The sequence below is a fragment of the uncultured Desulfovibrio sp. genome, assembly GCF_944324525.1.
Classification (GTDB): domain Bacteria; phylum Desulfobacterota; class Desulfovibrionia; order Desulfovibrionales; family Desulfovibrionaceae; genus Desulfovibrio.
The window spans coordinates 13,984-29,971 of sequence record NZ_CALUWS010000027.1 but is presented as its reverse complement, the minus strand read 5'-3'; the positions used below and the strand labels follow the sequence as shown (position 1 = coordinate 29,971).

15 protein-coding genes are annotated in these 15,988 nt (G+C 63.2%); 3 read left to right on the top strand and 12 right to left on the bottom strand.

Going from position 1 to position 15,988, the window contains the following annotated elements:
• Positions 1-160 precede the first annotated feature (160 nt).
• On the bottom strand, positions 161-2,104 hold the full coding sequence (locus Q0K12_RS08160) for a sigma 54-interacting transcriptional regulator (RefSeq protein ID WP_297261837.1): 1,944 nt from the start codon (positions 2,102-2,104) through the stop codon (positions 161-163).
• Between the two features lie 190 nt (positions 2,105-2,294).
• Between Q0K12_RS08160 and Q0K12_RS08155 the strand changes: the two genes are divergently transcribed.
• Positions 2,295-3,344, top strand: a complete 1,050-nt coding sequence (locus Q0K12_RS08155; protein WP_297261835.1) for an ABC transporter substrate-binding protein — start codon at positions 2,295-2,297, stop codon at positions 3,342-3,344.
• Between the two features lie 493 nt (positions 3,345-3,837).
• Here the strand turns inward: Q0K12_RS08155 and fliE are convergent, their stop codons facing one another.
• The 4 genes from fliE to Q0K12_RS08135 all read right to left on the bottom strand — a co-directional run bounded on the left by fliE (position 3,838) and on the right by Q0K12_RS08135 (position 5,990).
• Positions 3,838-4,242: a flagellar hook-basal body complex protein FliE gene (gene fliE, locus Q0K12_RS12450; protein ID WP_363315620.1), complete on the bottom strand. Its 405-nt coding sequence runs from the start codon at positions 4,240-4,242 to the stop codon at positions 3,838-3,840.
• 91 nt (positions 4,243-4,333) lie between these two features.
• A complete protein-coding gene (gene flgC / locus Q0K12_RS08145) occupies positions 4,334-4,771 on the bottom strand; it encodes a flagellar basal body rod protein FlgC (RefSeq protein WP_297261833.1) in 438 nt (145 codons plus the stop codon).
• 37 nt (positions 4,772-4,808) lie between these two features.
• Positions 4,809-5,222: a flagellar basal body rod protein FlgB gene (gene flgB, locus Q0K12_RS08140; RefSeq protein ID WP_297261831.1), complete on the bottom strand. Its 414-nt coding sequence runs from the start codon at positions 5,220-5,222 to the stop codon at positions 4,809-4,811.
• Between the two features lie 219 nt (positions 5,223-5,441).
• Complete coding sequence (locus Q0K12_RS08135; protein WP_297261829.1) at positions 5,442-5,990, bottom strand: hypothetical protein; 549 nt, start codon at positions 5,988-5,990, stop codon at positions 5,442-5,444.
• A 369-nt stretch (positions 5,991-6,359) separates the two neighbouring features.
• Here Q0K12_RS08135 and Q0K12_RS08130 point away from each other — a divergent pair, with 369 nt between their 5' ends.
• Positions 6,360-7,673 (top strand): 4Fe-4S binding protein, encoded by a 1,314-nt coding sequence (locus tag Q0K12_RS08130; RefSeq protein ID WP_297261828.1) that lies wholly within the window; start codon positions 6,360-6,362, stop codon positions 7,671-7,673.
• A gap of 303 nt (positions 7,674-7,976) precedes the next feature.
• Here Q0K12_RS08130 and Q0K12_RS08125 read toward each other — a convergent pair whose 3' ends face one another.
• The 7 genes from Q0K12_RS08125 to Q0K12_RS08095 all read right to left on the bottom strand — a co-directional run bounded on the left by Q0K12_RS08125 (position 7,977) and on the right by Q0K12_RS08095 (position 14,550).
• Entirely contained in the window at positions 7,977-9,539 is a 1,563-nt protein-coding gene (locus Q0K12_RS08125; RefSeq protein ID WP_297261826.1) for an ammonia-forming cytochrome c nitrite reductase subunit c552, read from the bottom strand.
• Complete coding sequence (locus tag Q0K12_RS08120) at positions 9,532-9,999, bottom strand: NapC/NirT family cytochrome c (protein ID WP_297261824.1); 468 nt, start codon at positions 9,997-9,999, stop codon at positions 9,532-9,534. Before Q0K12_RS08120 ends, Q0K12_RS08125 begins: the two co-directional genes overlap by 8 nt.
• A 252-nt stretch (positions 10,000-10,251) precedes the next feature.
• Positions 10,252-10,773, bottom strand: a complete 522-nt coding sequence (locus Q0K12_RS08115; protein WP_297261821.1) for a 3'-5' exonuclease — start codon at positions 10,771-10,773, stop codon at positions 10,252-10,254.
• Positions 10,770-11,198 (bottom strand): hypothetical protein, encoded by a 429-nt coding sequence (locus Q0K12_RS08110; RefSeq protein WP_297261819.1) that lies wholly within the window; start codon positions 11,196-11,198, stop codon positions 10,770-10,772. The genes Q0K12_RS08115 and Q0K12_RS08110 overlap by 4 nt, the downstream gene beginning before the upstream one ends.
• 12 nt (positions 11,199-11,210) lie before the next feature.
• Positions 11,211-11,702 (bottom strand): thermonuclease family protein, encoded by a 492-nt coding sequence (locus tag Q0K12_RS08105; RefSeq protein ID WP_297261818.1) that lies wholly within the window; start codon positions 11,700-11,702, stop codon positions 11,211-11,213.
• 253 nt (positions 11,703-11,955) lie between these two features.
• Positions 11,956-14,178 carry a ferrous iron transport protein B gene (feoB, locus tag Q0K12_RS08100; protein ID WP_297261816.1) on the bottom strand — a complete coding sequence of 741 codons (2,223 nt, stop codon included), beginning with the start codon at positions 14,176-14,178 and terminating at the stop codon, positions 11,956-11,958.
• 90 nt (positions 14,179-14,268) lie between these two features.
• Positions 14,269-14,550 carry a DUF2325 domain-containing protein gene (locus tag Q0K12_RS08095; RefSeq protein WP_297261814.1) on the bottom strand — a complete coding sequence of 94 codons (282 nt, stop codon included), beginning with the start codon at positions 14,548-14,550 and terminating at the stop codon, positions 14,269-14,271.
• A 298-nt stretch (positions 14,551-14,848) separates the two neighbouring features.
• Here Q0K12_RS08095 and Q0K12_RS08090 point away from each other — a divergent pair, with 298 nt between their 5' ends.
• Positions 14,849-15,967: a hypothetical protein gene (locus tag Q0K12_RS08090; protein WP_297261812.1), complete on the top strand. Its 1,119-nt coding sequence runs from the start codon at positions 14,849-14,851 to the stop codon at positions 15,965-15,967.
• Positions 15,968-15,988 lie beyond the last annotated feature (21 nt).

Genomic DNA, 15,988 nt, shown 5'->3' with positions numbered 1-15,988 from the left:
CCGCGGCTCCACTCGCCCCGGCGCGCCGTTTCCTGTCTATCAAGAAATATGCCATCCGTTTTCCCGGGATTTTCGCCCCGTTCCCTCCTCTTCGCGCGTCTGGCGCGCCTTGTCCGCATATCACAAATGTTATCCTCAGCAACAAAACTTAACATTTGTGTTACATTTCCGCCTCGTCTTCCCTCCCCTCCTTCGGGTGCAGCTTGCGCCAAAGCGTCATGCGGCTGATGCCCAACCGGGCGGCGGCCCGGCCGAGGTCGCCGCCGCAGACGTCGATGGTCCGGTCGATAAAGCGGGCCTCCTCGCGGGCCAGATGCTCCCGGAGCGTGACCGGCTCGCCGCCGTACTCCTTCTGGCCGGCTTCCTGTACGGACACTTCCCAGATCCGGGCGAGCAGCCCGGCCCAGTCGTCCACCTGACGCATATGGTTGGCCACGATGGCCAGACGCTCCATGATGCTGAGCAACTCCCGGATGTTGCCGGGCCAGGTGTGGCGCAGCAGCGGCGTCCTGAGCTGACGCCGCAGCTCCTCGTCCGGCGGGGGATTGTCCAGATGGGCCTCAAGATACGTGACGGCAAGCTCCATGATGTCTTCCGGGCGCTCGCGCAACGGCGGCACATACAGGGAGAGCACATTGATGCGGTAGAAGAGGTCCGCGCGAAAACGCCCCTCCTCCACGAGGCTGCGCAAGTCCTGATGCGTGGCGCAGAGCACGCGGACATCAAGATGGACCACCTGCGTGCCGCCGACGCGTACGAGCTCCCGCTCCTGCAGGACGCGCAACAGGCGTCCCTGCAGAGGGAGCGGCAGATCCCCGATCTCGTCGAGGAAGAGCGTCCCCGTATGCGCCAGCTCGAACATCCCGGCCTTGCCCTGGCGGCGTGCGCCGGTAAAGGCCCCCTCCTCGTAGCCGAACAGCTCGCTTTCCAGCAGCCCTTCCGGTATGGAAGCGCAGTTGACGGCCACAAAGGGCTTGTCCGCCCGTTCGCTGGCCGCATGGATGCTTTGCGCGAAAAGCTCCTTGCCGGTGCCGGACTCGCCGCAGATGAGCAGGCTCGCGTTCGTGGAGGCATACAGCCTGCCGATCTCCTTGAGGTGCTGCATGGACGGCGAACAGGTGCAGATGTCCTCGAAGCTGTACCGCGTGGTGAAGCCCTTGGCTTTCAGGCTGGTGCGCAGCTTCTCTTCGGCGCGGGAAATGCGGCGGGCGTCGGAAAACGAGCAGACCGTGCCCATGCTCCGCCCCTGGAAGAGGATGGGGATACGGTTGATGACGAGCGTCGTGCCCCGTATGGTCTGGATGCGGCCATGTTCGGGCTCCTGGGCCGTTATGCGGTCCGGCGGGAAGGCCCCGGGCATGATCGAGCGCACATGCCGGCCGACGGCCTTCTTCCCGCTGCACTTGAGCAGGCTCTCGGCGGCAGGATTCACAAGATTCACCTGCCCGCGCGCATCGTAGGCGACGATGCCTTCCTCCACGGCATTGAGGATGGCCTCCAGCCGGGCGACGCGCTGCCGCTCCGTCCGCCGGGCATGGGCCACGTTGACGGCTTCGAACAGGGTCCGCCTGGCCGATATCTCGCCATCGATGATCTCCAGCGTGGCGAAGCCCCTGTCGTCCGCCCATTGGCAGATGAGGCTGCCGCGCGCCACGAACAGGTCCACGTCCACCGGCGAAAGCTGCATGAGCTTGAGGCGCATCTGATTGCGCGTGGTGTACAGGTATTCGCTGATCTCCATGCCGAGCGCCTGCCCCACGCGCGCCAGCCCCGGCAGAGGCTGGCCGTAGCGGAAGAAGGCCGCCTTGCGAACCCGCCCGGCGTAAGGCTGCAGCACCTGCAGCACGTCCCAGGCCGACAGATCGATGGGCACCACGGGGATGGAGGTATGCGCCTTGACCACATCCACCGTGACGCCCCGGCTGAGCACCACGTCACAGGTTTCCGGCGAAAGCCGCTTTGCCGGCTCCACGGCCTCATCGAACACGGCATCCACAAACTGCAGATGGCAGTGCAGCTCCCGCGCCACCTGACGGAAGATGCCGGCATCCACCCCCTTGTAGGGGCCGATGAGCGTCATCTGGAATTCGCTTGTCGACGGCATATGCACCGTTCTCCCTCTGGCCGCGCGCCGGGCGCGGCCCTTCCCGCTCGTCCGCGCGCAGCGTCCGCCGCCATTTCGGGCTTTGCAAAACGGGATCTTTCAGCTAGTATGGAATATTTTTTGCTTTCGGGGGGGCGATTTCCGGAAGCTTCGCGGCTTCCTCTTCACCTTCAACGCAAAGGATTGTGTTATGCGATTCCCGGCACTGTTGGCAGTTTGCGCGCTCCTGTGCTGCCTGTTGCAGGCGTCCCCCTCCCCGGCGGCCACCCCTCTGCGCACGGCATGGCTTGGCGAACACGAGGCCTTTCTTGTCTGGTACGCCAAGGAAAAAGGCTGGGACAAGGAGGCCGGTCTCGACATCTCCATGCTGCGCTTCGACTCCGGCAAGAGCCTCATCGAGAATATCAAGGCCTATGACTGGGCCATTGCCGGCTGCGGCGCCGTGCCCGCCATGCAGGCGACCATGAGCGACCGCATCGCCGTCATCGGCATCGCCAATGACGAGTCCCGGGCCAATGCCATCCTCGTGCGGCCGGACAGCCCCGTCCTGCGGCACAAGGGCGGCAATCCCGATTTCCCGAATGTGTTCGGCTCGGCCGCATCCGTCAAGGGAAAGATCGTGCTCTGCCCCAAGCGGACATCGGCCCGCTACCTGCTTGACCGCTGGCTGGCGGCGCTGGGCCTTTCGGCAAAGGACGTCGTCATCGAGGAACTCGATCCCACGCCGGCGCTCGGGGTCTTCAAGAACGGCTATGGCGACATCCTGTCCATCTGGGCGCCCTATACCCGGGAGGCGGAGCACATGGGCTTCCAGGTCGCGGCCCGCTCGCAGGACTGCGGCGCGCTGCAGCCCGTCCTGCTCGTGGCGGACCGCGAGTTTGCCGAACGTGATCCCGCTGCCGTACAGGCCTTTTTGCAGGTCTACCTGCGTGTGGTGGAGGAGATCCGCCGGCAGGGCCCGCGGGCGCTGGCGCCCGACTATGTCCGCTTTGCCGAGGAATGGATGCACAGGAGCCTGAGCGTGGATGATGCGGTGGCGGATCTGACCGATCATCCCGTCTTTTCCCTTGCCGAGCAGCTGGAGCTCTTCGCGGGCAAGGACGGCGGGCGCATCGGCGCGCAGCTGCGGGAGATCGTCGCCTTCAGTGAGCGGATGAATCCCGGCACGACGGCACGTCATGCCGCGCCGGACGCCGTGACGGATCGCTTCCTGCGGGCCCTGCGGCAGGAAAGCAAGTAGACGGCCCCCCTGTCGTTACGCCGATGGGCGTTTCCGGGCGAAGGGGACAGGGCGCGTCTCTGTTCCCTTCGCTCCCGTCATGCACGGCGCAGAGTTTTCCAGCCTGTCCGCCGCCCGACCCCGGGGCCCCTGCCGTCACACCTACCCGGCCTGTATGGCCCTGCCCGCGACACTCTCCTTCCCTTTCCCGCCAGCCACGGCAGACATCTTTCTGACGCCAGCCTTTGCCCCCGGGCGATTCTCCTGCGGCCACGCAGGCAAACAGACCGGGACCAACGAAAAATGCCCTGACGCCGTGTCGGCATCCGGCAAAGACGCCGCATGTCCGACAGTCTCCAGTCGGAGAGCTGGCCGCCCCACCTGCCGTCCTGCCGTGGCGGGGTCGCGGCAGGGATGCCGTCACGCGCTCCCGCCGGATCACAACGACAAAAAACAGGCCGGCCGGAACCAACCTGTTTTTCGCGCTTCGGAACAAAAGTTGCCAGGGAGAAAATCAGAACTGCATCTTGGTCAGTTCCTTGTAGGCTTCGAGCACCTTGCCGCGCACGGCGGTGGTCAGCTTCATGGCCATGCTGGACTTCTGCATGGTGATCATGAGTTCATGCACGTTCTGGTTGCGGCCGGACGCAAAGGCGTCGATGGCGTTGGCCTTTTCGGTCTGCAGTTCGTTGACCCGGTTCAGGGAATCGGAAAGGGTCTCCGCAAAATCATTGGTATGCGCCAGGCGGGTATGCTCCTGCCCCATCATCTTGATGAAGTCGCCCTGGGCGCCGAAATTTTCAGGACGGTCCACGCTGTCGCGCAGCAGGCTCTGGTCCAGCGTCTTGGCAAACAGGGTCTCCTTGCTGACGGGCATCCCCTGCTGCAGGGAACTTTCCACGGTGCTGAAATGACGCATGGCGTCCGCATAGGCTCTCATTCCGACAAATTGCGCGCTCATATATGCTCCTTTACTCTCTACTTATGCTCTACAACGATATTCGGACAATCTATCGGCCGATTTCCAGAGCCTTGTTGTACATGCCCTTGAGGGCTTCCACCGTGGTCACGTTGGCTTCAAAATTCCGCTGTGTGGTCATCATGTGCGCCATTTCTTCCACGACGTTGATGTCGGGATAGGACACGTAGCCGTCCTCATTGGCGTCGGGATGACCGGGTTCATACACCTGCTTGAGGGGACGCTTGTCCACGCTGATGGCCATGACGCGCACCCCCTTGAGTTCGCGGTCAAGGGCCGAGCGCATATGGACGGAAAAGGGATCGTCCACGTCGGTCGAGACCTGCACCACGGTACGGCGCTGATAGGGGCCGCCCTGAGGCGTACGCGTGGTCTTGACGTTCGCCAGGTTCATGGCGATGGTGTTCATTCGCGTACGGTCCGCGGTAAGTGCGGAGGCGCTGATATCAAGTGCGGTCATGAAGTCCATAGTCATCCATCCTTTACAAGCGCAGGCTTGAAACGGGTTAGACTGTCTTGGCGTCCTGGATCAGGGTAGACAGCCCTTCAAAATTCTTCTGCATCACCTGGGCAAGCGCCGTATAATGCAGCTGATTCTTGGCATGCTTGGCCATTTCCTTGTCGAGGTTCACGCGGTCTTCGCCATGAATCTGACGGGGTTTGAACTGCTTGTCCCATTCGGCGCCGAAGGTCTCGGGCGTGAAGGCCGCCGGCATGTGCCCCGGCGTGGTCGTGCTCATGCGTCCGCGCATGTCGAGTCCCAGCGCCTTCTGCAGTTCGTTTTCAAACGTCAGTTCGCGCGGCTTGTAGTTGGGCGTATCGATGTTGGCAAGGTTGCTGGCAATGACGTTCTGCCGCTGCAGCTGCATATCCATGACCTTGCCCACAAGGCCGATCTGATCATTGAACAGACTCTTCATGCTTTCCTCCAGCCGAAGACAGGTTTGCTTCTCTATTAGCAACCCATGTGCCACACTAAAAATAATCAAATATATTCAGCATATTATACAGACATCCCCACCATCGGGACGATTTTTTGACGTCGTAAGATTGGCGAAGACGGCGGGAAAACATGACAAAACGGCCCCGGAGCCGAAGCTCCAGGGCCGTCATTTCTCCGTTGGCCGGATGGCGTCACTTTACTGACATGTCCGCACCGGCTCCGCTCTGCCGATATGGCGGACATAATACTGCATGTCGTCCAGCAGGACGCCGTCCTCCACTATGGGCGCGGGGGAGTTGTCACGAAAAAAGTGCGGCAGCGCGAAACAGGGCGCAAAGCCGCTGCCCCGGTAAAAACTGTCCATGCGGGGAACGGCCCCCGTGCCCGCCAGCAGACTGTCGTACGTCGTATCCAGCAGGCCGCACAGCCGCATGAGCAGCTGCCGGGCCAGCCCTCTGCGCCGGTACGCGGGCGCGGTGACCAGCAGGCGGCACTCGACCACACGCTTGCCGCGCAGGGCGGAGCATTGCCGCACGCGCGGGCCGTCCGGCGCAAAGGCCGCCGTTTCGTCGGTCAGGACCGCCAGGCTGACGGGTTCCCGCCGCCGGACAAAAAGCCCGTACAGCGTCCCCCGCGCCAGCCAGGCGTCGATATGGGCGGGCTCATCGTCCGCCAGCCGGAGCAGCGGCAGAAAACGTTCCGTCTGACGGCGGATGCGGCGCAGACGGATATCCGGCAGGAACATGCAGCCTCCTTCAGGGCAACAAGAACAGACAACCCCACTTTCTCCGGCTTTTCCCCTTTTGGCAAGCCATGTGCCGACAGCGGACACGCATCCTCCCGCAGGGGGACGGCGGACAGCACGGCAAAACGATCCAAAGCCTTCCCGGCATGACCGCCGTCACGGAACAGGAGACGCGACCGGGGTACAGACATGCACGGCGGGCGACGGATGCAGCCACCGAAGCTGACGGGCAGGCGGCCCCGGCAGCGGACGTCCTCTCCGACCGTCAGGACGCCCGCCCCCTCCGCAGGTCGGACTGCCGTCAGCCTTCGGTCTGCGATGCCGGCCCACGTCACGGGGGAACCGCCCCCTAATCAAGGAGGAACTTCCATGTCCGCACATCGTCCGGGGGCACTGCTCCCCGTCTGTCTCCTGCTGACGCTGCTCCTGTCCGCCGCGCACTGGTGGCGCGCTGGTCAGGCCGGGGTGGCCCTCGCCTGTCTGCTCTGGTGGTCGGCAAGTTTGCGGCGCGCAGCCTGGATGCGGCCCCTGACGGCGCTGTTGCTCCTTTTGCTGGCGGCGGAATGGTTCCTGACGGCTGACCAGTTCATCCAGCTGCGCCAGATGCGGCATCAGCCGTGGCTGCGCCTTGCGCTGATCCTGACCGCCACAGCCGCCGTGACCCTGCTGACGGCGCTGCTGGTCTGGGGAAGCCGCGGGCGGCGCTGGTTTTCCCGCCATGCGGAGAGCGCGGGCGCGCAGGCGCTCTGCTTTCTGCTCGTGACGGCCCTGCTGCTCCCCCTGCTCGTCCTTTCGCCACGGACCCTGCTGCTGGAACGCTTCTTCCCGGGCCTCGGCCCGCTGCAGATCGTCTGCGCCGCCCTGTGGGGCGCCTGGTTGTGCCGGCGGCTGTCGGACAGGCAGACGGCGCCGGTCATCCGCCGCCGGGTCTGGCTGTTGTTTTCCCTTGTCTTCTTCGCCCAGTTCGCCCTTGGCCTCGCCGGCCAGAGCGCGTTCTCCATGAGCGGCGAACCGCACATCCCCGTGCCGGGCGTCATCATCGGCGGCGCGCTCTACCGTGGTCAGCCGGGATTCATGGTCGCGCTGTTCACGCTGTCCGTACTGACAGCAGGCGCGGCCTGGTGCAGTCACCTTTGCTACTTCGGCTCCTGGGATCAGCTGGCCGCCTCGCGCACACGCCCGACGCCCCACCCTCACCCCTTTCGCCTGCGATCCCTCTCCCTGCTGGCGACCTGCGCCTGCGCGCTGCTGCTGCGCGCCTGCGGCGCGCCCTCCGCGCCGGCCGTGGCGGGCGGCCTGCTGCTGGGCATATCGCTGGTTCCCGCCGCCCTGCTCTTCAGCCGTCGGCGCGGCTATGCCGTCTACTGCACCATGATCTGCCCGCTGGGCATACTGGCCTGTCTGCTGGGCAGGCTCTCCCCCTGGCGCGTACGCCGGACGTCAACCTGCGTGCAATGCGGCGCCTGCCTCCGGGCCTGCCGTTACGGGGCGCTGGACCGGCTTCGCGAGGGCCGGGAACCCGGACCTTCCTGCGTCCTCTGCCGGGACTGCCTGTCCGCCTGCGCCCATAACGGGCTCTGTCTGCGCTGGGCCGGAAAGGGCGGCAACGGTCTCGCCGAACGGGCTTTTGTCGTAATCGTGTCCGCCCTGCATGCCGTTTTCCTCTTTACGGCGATGGCGTAAGGACCGCGGCCGCCTTTCGGCCGCACGTTGCCGCCGCACGCAAGGATCCCTTCCTCCGGCGGTACGGAGCGTTTTACCTTTGACAAAGATAACACACGAGGCGGCGGCGCAGCGCCGCCCGGCCCAAACCAAGCGGAACACCGCGTTTTTTCCGCGAAACGACAGGCCGTATCGTTAGGGACGCCAAGCGCTTCAACCTAAAAACCGCTCTGGGGGCGGCAAAAAGCGGGCGCGGGCAACGGCCTGCAGCCGCCGCCCGCGCCATTTCATGGGACAAGGCTCGGAAACCGTCCCTTCAGCGGATTAGCGAGCGGACACCTTTTCCTGTCCGACCCAGACCTGTTCAGCCTTGGGCAGGACGGGCAGGAGCTTGAGCCAGGGGTTGGTCTGCAGCACGGCGGGATCCTGCTGCATCTTGCGGCTGAACTCCAGAATGGGCGGCACGATCTCCTTGATGTCGCCTTCCAGCGCGGAGCTGATGCCGTAACGGGTGGCCTGTTCGGCCAGCGCCACGGCCTTGTTGCTGCATTCCATAGAGGTCATGAGCGTGTCCAGGGTCTTGGCGGGATTGTGGAAGCCCACGCTGTTTTCCGCCGAGACATAATCCCAGAACAGCTGCCCCTTGCGCACCATCTCCCGCGCTTCCTTCATCAGGTCGTCATAGCGGGGATCCCTTTCTCCGGCGTAGGCATTGGCCAGCCGGACGGCTTCATGGGCCCGCACCGAAGCTTCCTGGGCCTTGAGCAGCTGATCAAAGGACTTCTTCTGCGTGTAAAGGACCCGTTCGCGCAGATAATCCGCGGTCTTGTCCGCATGACACTGCCGGCAGGCGCGCAGTTCGGGATCCTTCAGGGGAGAAGTCATCCAGTGACTGGAAACCTTCTTGCCGTCCACGCGCTGGTACGGCATATGGCAGTCGGCGCAGGCCACCCCGGCCGCCCCGTGCGGTCCGTCCTGGAACATCTCGAAATCAGGATGCTGCATCTTGATCATGGGCACGCCCGAAGCCGCATGCGTCCAGTCGGCAAAAGGCGAGGGCTTGCCATCCGGGCCCTTGGCGCCATGTCCCTTGTAGTACTGGTACATATCTTCAGGATTGAACCCGTTGTCCCACGGGAAAACCGGACGACCCGCCGGCCCGTTGTCCTTGTGCGTGAAGTAGTATTCCACATGGCACTGCGCGCAGACGAGGGACCGCTTTTCATTGCGGCTCAGGGTGTTCCAATCCTTGCCCGAACGCTTCAGCCAGTCCTTGAGCGGCTCGGAGTAGGGCCGCAGCTCCATGGTTTTGGGATCATGGCAGTTGGCGCAGCCAATGGTCTCATCCATGGCGTTGATGGCTTCCTTGCTGCGAAAGACGTTCACGTCCTTCGACCAGAAGTCATCTCCATATTCCTTCACCCAGTTCATCATCTTGGGGGTCTTGCAGTTCCAGCAGGTCGCGGGCAGCGTGCCCTTTTCCGCATAGCGGTTGATGCGGTCGATATTGACGAAGTCGCTGACGGCATGGGTGTGGCCGCGGGCCTCGTTATATTCGTACATGAACGGATAGCCGAGCCAGAGGTTCTTGAGATACGGCTGGGCGTGCTTCCACCCCTTGGGCAGCGGATTCACGCCGTCATTTTTATGGAAGGGAACGGACCCCTTGTATTCCGTCATCACCTCGCTCTCGTTGTTTTTCATGTACGAGGCGTACTGCAGGGGAAAATCCTTCTCAAAGACGGAGATGCGCGTCTCATCTTCTTTCAGCGCCGTCGAATAGGTGGGGACCTTCAGTGTCGTCTCGACATCATCGCATCCGCTGAGCAGCGGCAGCCCCAAAGACAACAACATCACGCAGAAGCCGCGAAAAACTCGATTATTCATGGGCCACCGTCCTTACGCTGATGGGTTTGCTGCGCATATGCGCCACATTGCGGTGGCAGTCCGTACAGTACGGCTTGGCGTCCATACTTGCCACGTTTGCATTTGTCGCGCTATGGCAGGCTATGCAGTTTTCCTTGATGATGTCACGAGTCGCAACGCTCGGCAGCATGGGCGTGTCCTTGCCCTGCATGTTGGCAAGGACATCCCGCAGGCCCTCCTTTGCCTTGAACGGCAATTTGGCCAGCAGATTGTGGGGTGAATGACACTCGTTGCAGGCCAGAGCGGCATGTGTCGACATCTTGTGCGTCACCGCTGCTTCCTGCATCACGTGGCAGCCGGCGCAAAAGGGACGGGAGTCCGTCACCCGCATCCCGTAGGCCAGTCCTGCCAGAACCACTCCCCCCGCAAGCAGGCCCCCCAGAAAGATCTTGAGCCATGAACCATTGCAGGGACGTTTCATCGCATCCTCCTTCATGCTGAAGTCCGCACCACAGTCCTCCTCAGACTGTTTTGGACATAGCATACATCCTTATCGTGATGCAAATCACAAGCAACATTTTCCATTTTTTCTTTGGAAAAATGTGATCACAGCACGAAATCCCGCGTAAAACAGGAAAAGGCGACTATAAGGAGAAAGAGATGCGGCGAAAGCCGCCGGAGCGCCGTACCCGGCGGCAACGCGCGCGCCGGGCATGACGCCTAGATGGGCTGATCAGGCTTTCATCTGGGCTTGCGACACGCCCAGCGCCCGCAGCCGCAGGTAGATCTCGGCGCAGGCTTCGGCGTCCGACCCCGCATGGTGATGCTGCAGGGGGATCTGGAAATGTTCGCACACGCTGCTCAGGCGATGCGACGGCAGCGGCAGGCTGCGCCGTGAGCCCTTGAGGGTGCAGTAGAAGGGCAGGCGGGGCTCGGCGATGTCGGCGGCCCGGCAGCAGCCGATGAGCACCCGCCGGTCAAAGGAGGCATTGTGCGCCACGAACCAGGCCGCCCCCTGCAGGAAGGCGGCCATCTGCGGCCAGAGCTCCGCAAAGGTGGGAGCGTCCTTGAGCATGGGCCAGGTCAGCCCGTGCACTTCGGTAAAGCGGACAAAGGAAGACGGCGGACGGATGAGCGCATAGAAGCGATCCGCCACCCTGCCCTCTTCCAGACGGGCCATACCCACGGCGCAGGCGCTGTCCGCCCCGTAGCCGGAGGTCTCGAAGTCAAGGGCGATGCCCGTGCCGTCGTTCACTCGCGGCCCTCGGCGGCAGCGGCGGCGGCCTCGTCCAGACGGGCGGCGATGTAGGCGCGCATCTCGCCGTCATCTTCATCCATCGTCAGGCAGCAGGCATCCGCCCCCATGAGCCCGCCGGGCACGAAATCGCCGCGCTCGTCGGGATCGTTCACCATGTCCGCGTAGAAGCAGACGGAGAGCCAGCGGTTTTCCGGGTCGTCATCCACCACGTCCACCAGCACGAACACTTCCCGCGTTTTCTGCGCCGCGTGCCGGGCGCGCAGGGAATAGCTCACGCCGGGCCGGGCCTTGAAGGAAAGCGTCACCTGCGCAAGGCCCGCCAGCCGGGCGGCATACTCTTCAAAAGCCGCACGGGCCCCCACGGGGTCGTCCTGCCAGCCTGCCAGCATATCTTGGAATTCCTGAGGCCATGTGATGTCCATCGTCAGCTCCTGCTATTCTTCCTGCCATTGCCACGGCATGGAGTTGAGGCCCAGTCCCCAGATCCCCTTGTGGCCCGCCGCGGCTCCCTGTTCCGTCCGATACCAGCGCGGGCAGAACATGGCCTTGCAGTTCTTCCTGTCCACCCAGGCCAGTCCCGCTTCCAACAGGGACGAGCTCATGGAGATGCCGTCCACATAGATGAGGGCCCGCTGCCGTCCCTTGTCGTCCTTCAGAGGAGACTGCACGGTCACGCGCGTCCCCGGCTTGAGCATGCGGCGCACCAGCGCCTTGGCGTCCACGGCCATAGGCTGGCGGCCCCGAGGGGCGGAGATGCCATAGAAACAATAAACCTCCGCCTCACCTTTCCCGCTGCGACTGCGGGTGACCGAAATGCAGTCGCTGTCCTCGACGTTCCGTACATAGGCCACAAAGGCCTGCACCGGTTCGGCTGCCAGCAGACAGAGCATGAGCAGCAACGGTAAACTCCGCATGACGGCGCACATGAGAACCTCCTCGGCACACGCCAGGTGCCCTTTCCTTCCAGCATGATCACGCACCGGGCAAGGGCTGCGTACAGCACGGGGGAACACCTCTCCTTGCCGCCTGGGGGGGGCCGCAACGCCTGGCTCAGGACAACGCACGGCCGCCGCTGAGGCGGCCCTGCCGGTTGTCATTCCATAAAAATCATGCCCGCGCCACCACGCCTTGTCAAGGCGGGGGCGCGGGCGCGGGAGGAGGATGACTCTGCCTGCGGCATCAGCTCCAGACGACGAGCCCGATCTGATAGGCCGCCACGGAGACCACATAGGCCAGCGCGGTGTTGAAGAAGAGGCTGAAGAACAGCCAGCGCCAGCCGCCCGCCTCGCGCTGGATGACCACCAGCGAGACGAAGCAGGGGGAATAGAGCAGCACGAAGAGCATCAGGGAGAGCGCCGTGGCCTTGGACCAGCCGGGCGTGGACTGGAGCAGGACCTCCAGCGGCTTGGCGTCTTCGGGATCCACGTCGCCGAGAGAATAAGCCGTGCCCAGGGTGGACACCACCGCTTCCTTGGCCGCGATGCCCGCCAGCAGGGCGATGTCGGTACGCCATTCGAAACCGGCGGGCGCGGTGACCGGCTCGATGAGCTTGCCCAGACGGCCGGCAAAGCTGTGCGCCAGTTCGGCGGCGCCCTTCTCCTCTTCCAGTTTGGTCACCTGCTCTTCCAGGGCGGCGCGGGCGGCGTCGCCTTCGGGCAGGGCTTCCATCTGGACGTTCAGCGCCTCGATGCGGGAATCAAAGGCGGCGGTCTCCTCATCGGACAGCTTGGGATAGGTCAGACCGGCCCAGATGATGATGGAGATGGCCAGGATGACCGTCCCCGCCTTCTTGACGTACATCCACGTGCGCTCCCAGCAGTGCATGAGCACGCTGAACAGGGTGGGCAGGCGGTAGGGCGGCAGCTCCATCACGAAGGGCGTGGCCTCGCCCTTGATGATGGTGGAGCGCAGCAGACGGGCCACCAGCAGGGCGAAGACCCAGCCGGACAGCATGATGAGCACCATGACCGTGGGGGCCTGACTGCCGAAGAAGGCGGCCGCCAGCAGCAGGAACACGGGCAGCTTGGCCCCGCAGCTCATGTAGGGCAGGGTCAGAAGCGTAGCCAGCTTTTCCTTGGGGCTGCGCAGGGTGCGGGTGGCCATGGCGCCGGGGATGGCGCAGCCGCCCGCGATGCCGCCGGAGATGACGTAGGGCATGACCGAGGCCCCGTGCAGGCCGAAGGCGCGGAACACCCTGTCCATCATATAGGCGATGCGGGCCATGTAGCCGCTGTCTTCCATAAAGGCGATGAGCGCGAACATGATGACGATGAGCGGCGCGAAACTCAGCACGCCCCCCACACCGCCGATGATGCCGTCCACCACCAGCGACTGGAGGTCGCCTTCAGGGATGATGCCCGCGAAGAGCTCGCCGAGCGCCCCGCAGGCGTCTTCCACCCAGCCCTGGGGATAGGCCCCGATCTCGATGGTGATCTGGAAGACCGCATAGAGCACGGCCAGCATGATGAGCGGGCCGAAAAAGGCGTTGGTGAGCACCCTGTCGAGCTTGTCGGACAGGGCGAGGCGGTCCTTGCCCGCATCCTGCCGGACCACGCCGTCCCGCAGCAGGCCGCGGATGAAGCCGTAGCGGGCGTCGGTGATGTGGGATTCCATGCTCACGCTGTGCCCGGTGCGGATATGATCGGCCACCCGGCGGCAGATGCCTTCCATCTCCTGCGCCGCCGTGGCGTTGGCCGCGCGCAGCTCCTGCCGCAGTTCGGGGTCGCCTTCCATAAGTTTGACGGCGATCCAGCGGGGGGCGTACTTGGGCAGCAGCTTTTCCCGCTCGATGATGGCCTGCATGGCCGTGATGCCTTCGTTGAGGTCCGCGCCGTAGTTGACCTCCAGCACGCGCCGCTCCCCGGCCTGCGCCAGCCGGACGGCCTCGTTCATGGCCTCCTTGAGGCCTTCGCCGTTGCGGGCCACGGTGGACACCACCGGGATGCCCAGCTTGTGCGAAAGCCGGTCGATGTCGATATGGATGCCCGCCTTGCGGGCCTCGTCCATCATGTTGCAGGCCAGCACCACGGGCAGGCCCATCTCCAGCATCTGCACGGTGAGCAGCAGGTTGCGCTCCAGCGCGGAGGCGTCCACCACGTTGATGACGGCCTGCACCCTGCCGCTGGCCAGTTCGGCGCGCGCGACGATCTCTTCCTGCGAATAGGCCGTCAGGGAGTAGGTCCCCGGCAGGTCCACCAGGGTGACGCTTTCGCTCCCGTGCCTGACCACGCCTTCCTTGCGGTCCACCGTGACGCCGGGATAGTTGCCCACATGCTGGCGTGCCCCGGTATAGGCATTGAACACCGTGGTCTTGCCGCAGTTGGGATTGCCCGCCAGCGCGATGCGCAGCGGCTGTCCGGCCGCGCGCCTCCCTGCCTCGCTGAATTGGATGACAGCACTCATTTCCACTCTCCTCGCTCGCACCTTCTTGCTGTCCACAGCAAGAATTGAAATTCATTTCCGACCGTGTGATGCGCTATTTGCCGCCGCTTGTCAAGCCCGTTGTGCGGCAAGACAATCCCGCAGCGACGAAACGCCGCAGGAATGGATCATATGGATGGGGATGCGCCGGGAGCGCGCGTGCTCCAGCGCCTTGCGCCGGGCCTCGTGGGAGACCTTGTTGGTAAAGACGATGATGGCGTCCGGATTGCCGATCTTGTCCGTGAAATTACGTTCATTGCGGCTGATGCACTTGAGGGTGGCTCCGCCCTCGCGGGCCGCGGCGATGTATTCGGGCTTGAGTCTGTCCATACCGCCGATAAGCGTAACGCACATGGGTCTTCTCCTGAAGCTGCGCCTTTTGGCGCAGGTTTGATGTCCTTTCTGGGAGGAGAATAATTGAAAAAGAATTTCAAAGTCAATAAAAAATCGTGCAAAAAATGACAAGCTCCCGCCACGGCAGGCGTGCCGGAAGCGTGCCCCACTCTTTTTCTGCCATCTTCACAGCGTATGCCGCCGGACGGCCTGCGGCGGCCACGCATGGCTCGACGAGAAAAGAAAAATCTGCCATACTGCCGGGATAGCGTTCCCGCCGACACGACGCTTCACCTTGTTATTCCCCGTGAGGTACGCCATGCCGATGCTCCGCCCTCTCTTGCTCGCCCTCTGCCTTTGTCTTGTCCCGTGTCTGCCGCACGCCGGAGGCCTGTTCATCATTGATTACGGAGCGCCGGACACTGATAGTCGGGACGACCTGCAGATCATCCCTGTCACCAGCAGCGATCAAAAAATGTCCCCCGTCTATGCACGGGCGGCCGTTCTCTATCGGGAGAACGATGCACAAGGAGCGGCGGCCCTGCGTGAACAGGCCCTGAACGGCGATATGGATGCCCTCTTTGCGCTGGCCGCGCTGAGCCGTCTGGCCGAAGCGGAAAAGCGCCCTCCTATCTTCGGTGCGCCCGCCGCTTTCTGGGAGGACTGGGCCGTGCGCATGCTGGGCGGCAAGGAAGCCTGGTTCCGTATCGGCGCGGCTCTGTTTGAATGCGGCAAGACGGACGGCCTTCCCCAAATTATGCTGTGGCGGATGGCGACGGACACCCTGCGCAAGGCGGCCAAACTCGAACATCCCGAAGCCATGTTTGCTCTGGCGTTTCTTTCACGCCCCTATCCGGACACGTCGTTTCAAATGCCTAAGGATCCCGGCTTCCCGATCTATCAATCCAAAGCAACAGTTGAACCAGAAGATGATTCCGAGTTTTGGTATTGGGTGTGTGCGGGAGCCTTCTATGGCTCTGCACGAGCCAGTTATACAGCCGGAGTCATACTTCTCAATTATAACAACCAAAAGAGCTTTGAAATGTTCTCCAAAAGTCTGCATCTTGGGCTTGTACCTGCCGCAAAGGCACTGGAAGTAATTTGCACTCCCTATGAAAAAGCCAGTGTTCCGCAATATGTCAGCTGCAAATCGGGCATATTCTACGCAGACCTTCAGACAAAAATGCTTGACGATACAACAGATTTAAAGTATAATGAAATGTGGGCTAACTTCATGATGGAAGGCAACAACGAATATTTCCCAGAAGCCTGTCTGACCCAAAAGGAATACGAGGAAGCCATCCGCGAGTCGGAAAAGGAATTCAAACGCATCAAGGCCGACATGCTCGCAAAGAAGGAAGCCCACGACGCCCTGTATGCCAGGGCCCAACCGATGTTTGCGGAAATGCGCGACGCCTTTGCCGCGCAGGCAAAATAGAGGCGCTTCCCTTCCGGTGGA

What these genes read in the sequence shown, in the direction of transcription:
- Q0K12_RS08120 (WP_297261824.1), bottom strand. Translation starts at nt 9,999, where the DNA reads ATGAAACGTCCCTGCAATGGTTCATGGCTCAAGATCTTTCTGGGGGGC.
- Q0K12_RS08095 (WP_297261814.1), bottom strand. Translation starts at nt 14,550, where the DNA reads ATGTGCGTTACGCTTATCGGCGGTATGGACAGACTCAAGCCCGAATAC.
- Q0K12_RS08155 (WP_297261835.1), top strand. Translation starts at nt 2,295, where the DNA reads ATGCGATTCCCGGCACTGTTGGCAGTTTGCGCGCTCCTGTGCTGCCTG.
- Q0K12_RS08125 (WP_297261826.1), bottom strand. Translation starts at nt 9,539, where the DNA reads ATGAATAATCGAGTTTTTCGCGGCTTCTGCGTGATGTTGTTGTCTTTG.
- Q0K12_RS08130 (WP_297261828.1), top strand. Translation starts at nt 6,360, where the DNA reads ATGTCCGCACATCGTCCGGGGGCACTGCTCCCCGTCTGTCTCCTGCTG.
- Q0K12_RS08160 (WP_297261837.1), bottom strand. Translation starts at nt 2,104, where the DNA reads ATGCCGTCGACAAGCGAATTCCAGATGACGCTCATCGGCCCCTACAAG.
- flgC (WP_297261833.1), bottom strand. Translation starts at nt 4,771, where the DNA reads ATGGACTTCATGACCGCACTTGATATCAGCGCCTCCGCACTTACCGCG.
- feoB (WP_297261816.1), bottom strand. Translation starts at nt 14,178, where the DNA reads ATGAGTGCTGTCATCCAATTCAGCGAGGCAGGGAGGCGCGCGGCCGGA.
- flgB (WP_297261831.1), bottom strand. Translation starts at nt 5,222, where the DNA reads ATGAAGAGTCTGTTCAATGATCAGATCGGCCTTGTGGGCAAGGTCATG.
- Q0K12_RS08105 (WP_297261818.1), bottom strand. Translation starts at nt 11,702, where the DNA reads ATGTGCGCCGTCATGCGGAGTTTACCGTTGCTGCTCATGCTCTGTCTG.
- Q0K12_RS08135 (WP_297261829.1), bottom strand. Translation starts at nt 5,990, where the DNA reads ATGTTCCTGCCGGATATCCGTCTGCGCCGCATCCGCCGTCAGACGGAA.
- Q0K12_RS08110 (WP_297261819.1), bottom strand. Translation starts at nt 11,198, where the DNA reads ATGGACATCACATGGCCTCAGGAATTCCAAGATATGCTGGCAGGCTGG.
- fliE (WP_363315620.1), bottom strand. Translation starts at nt 4,242, where the DNA reads ATGCGTCATTTCAGCACCGTGGAAAGTTCCCTGCAGCAGGGGATGCCC.
- Q0K12_RS08090 (WP_297261812.1), top strand. Translation starts at nt 14,849, where the DNA reads ATGCCGATGCTCCGCCCTCTCTTGCTCGCCCTCTGCCTTTGTCTTGTC.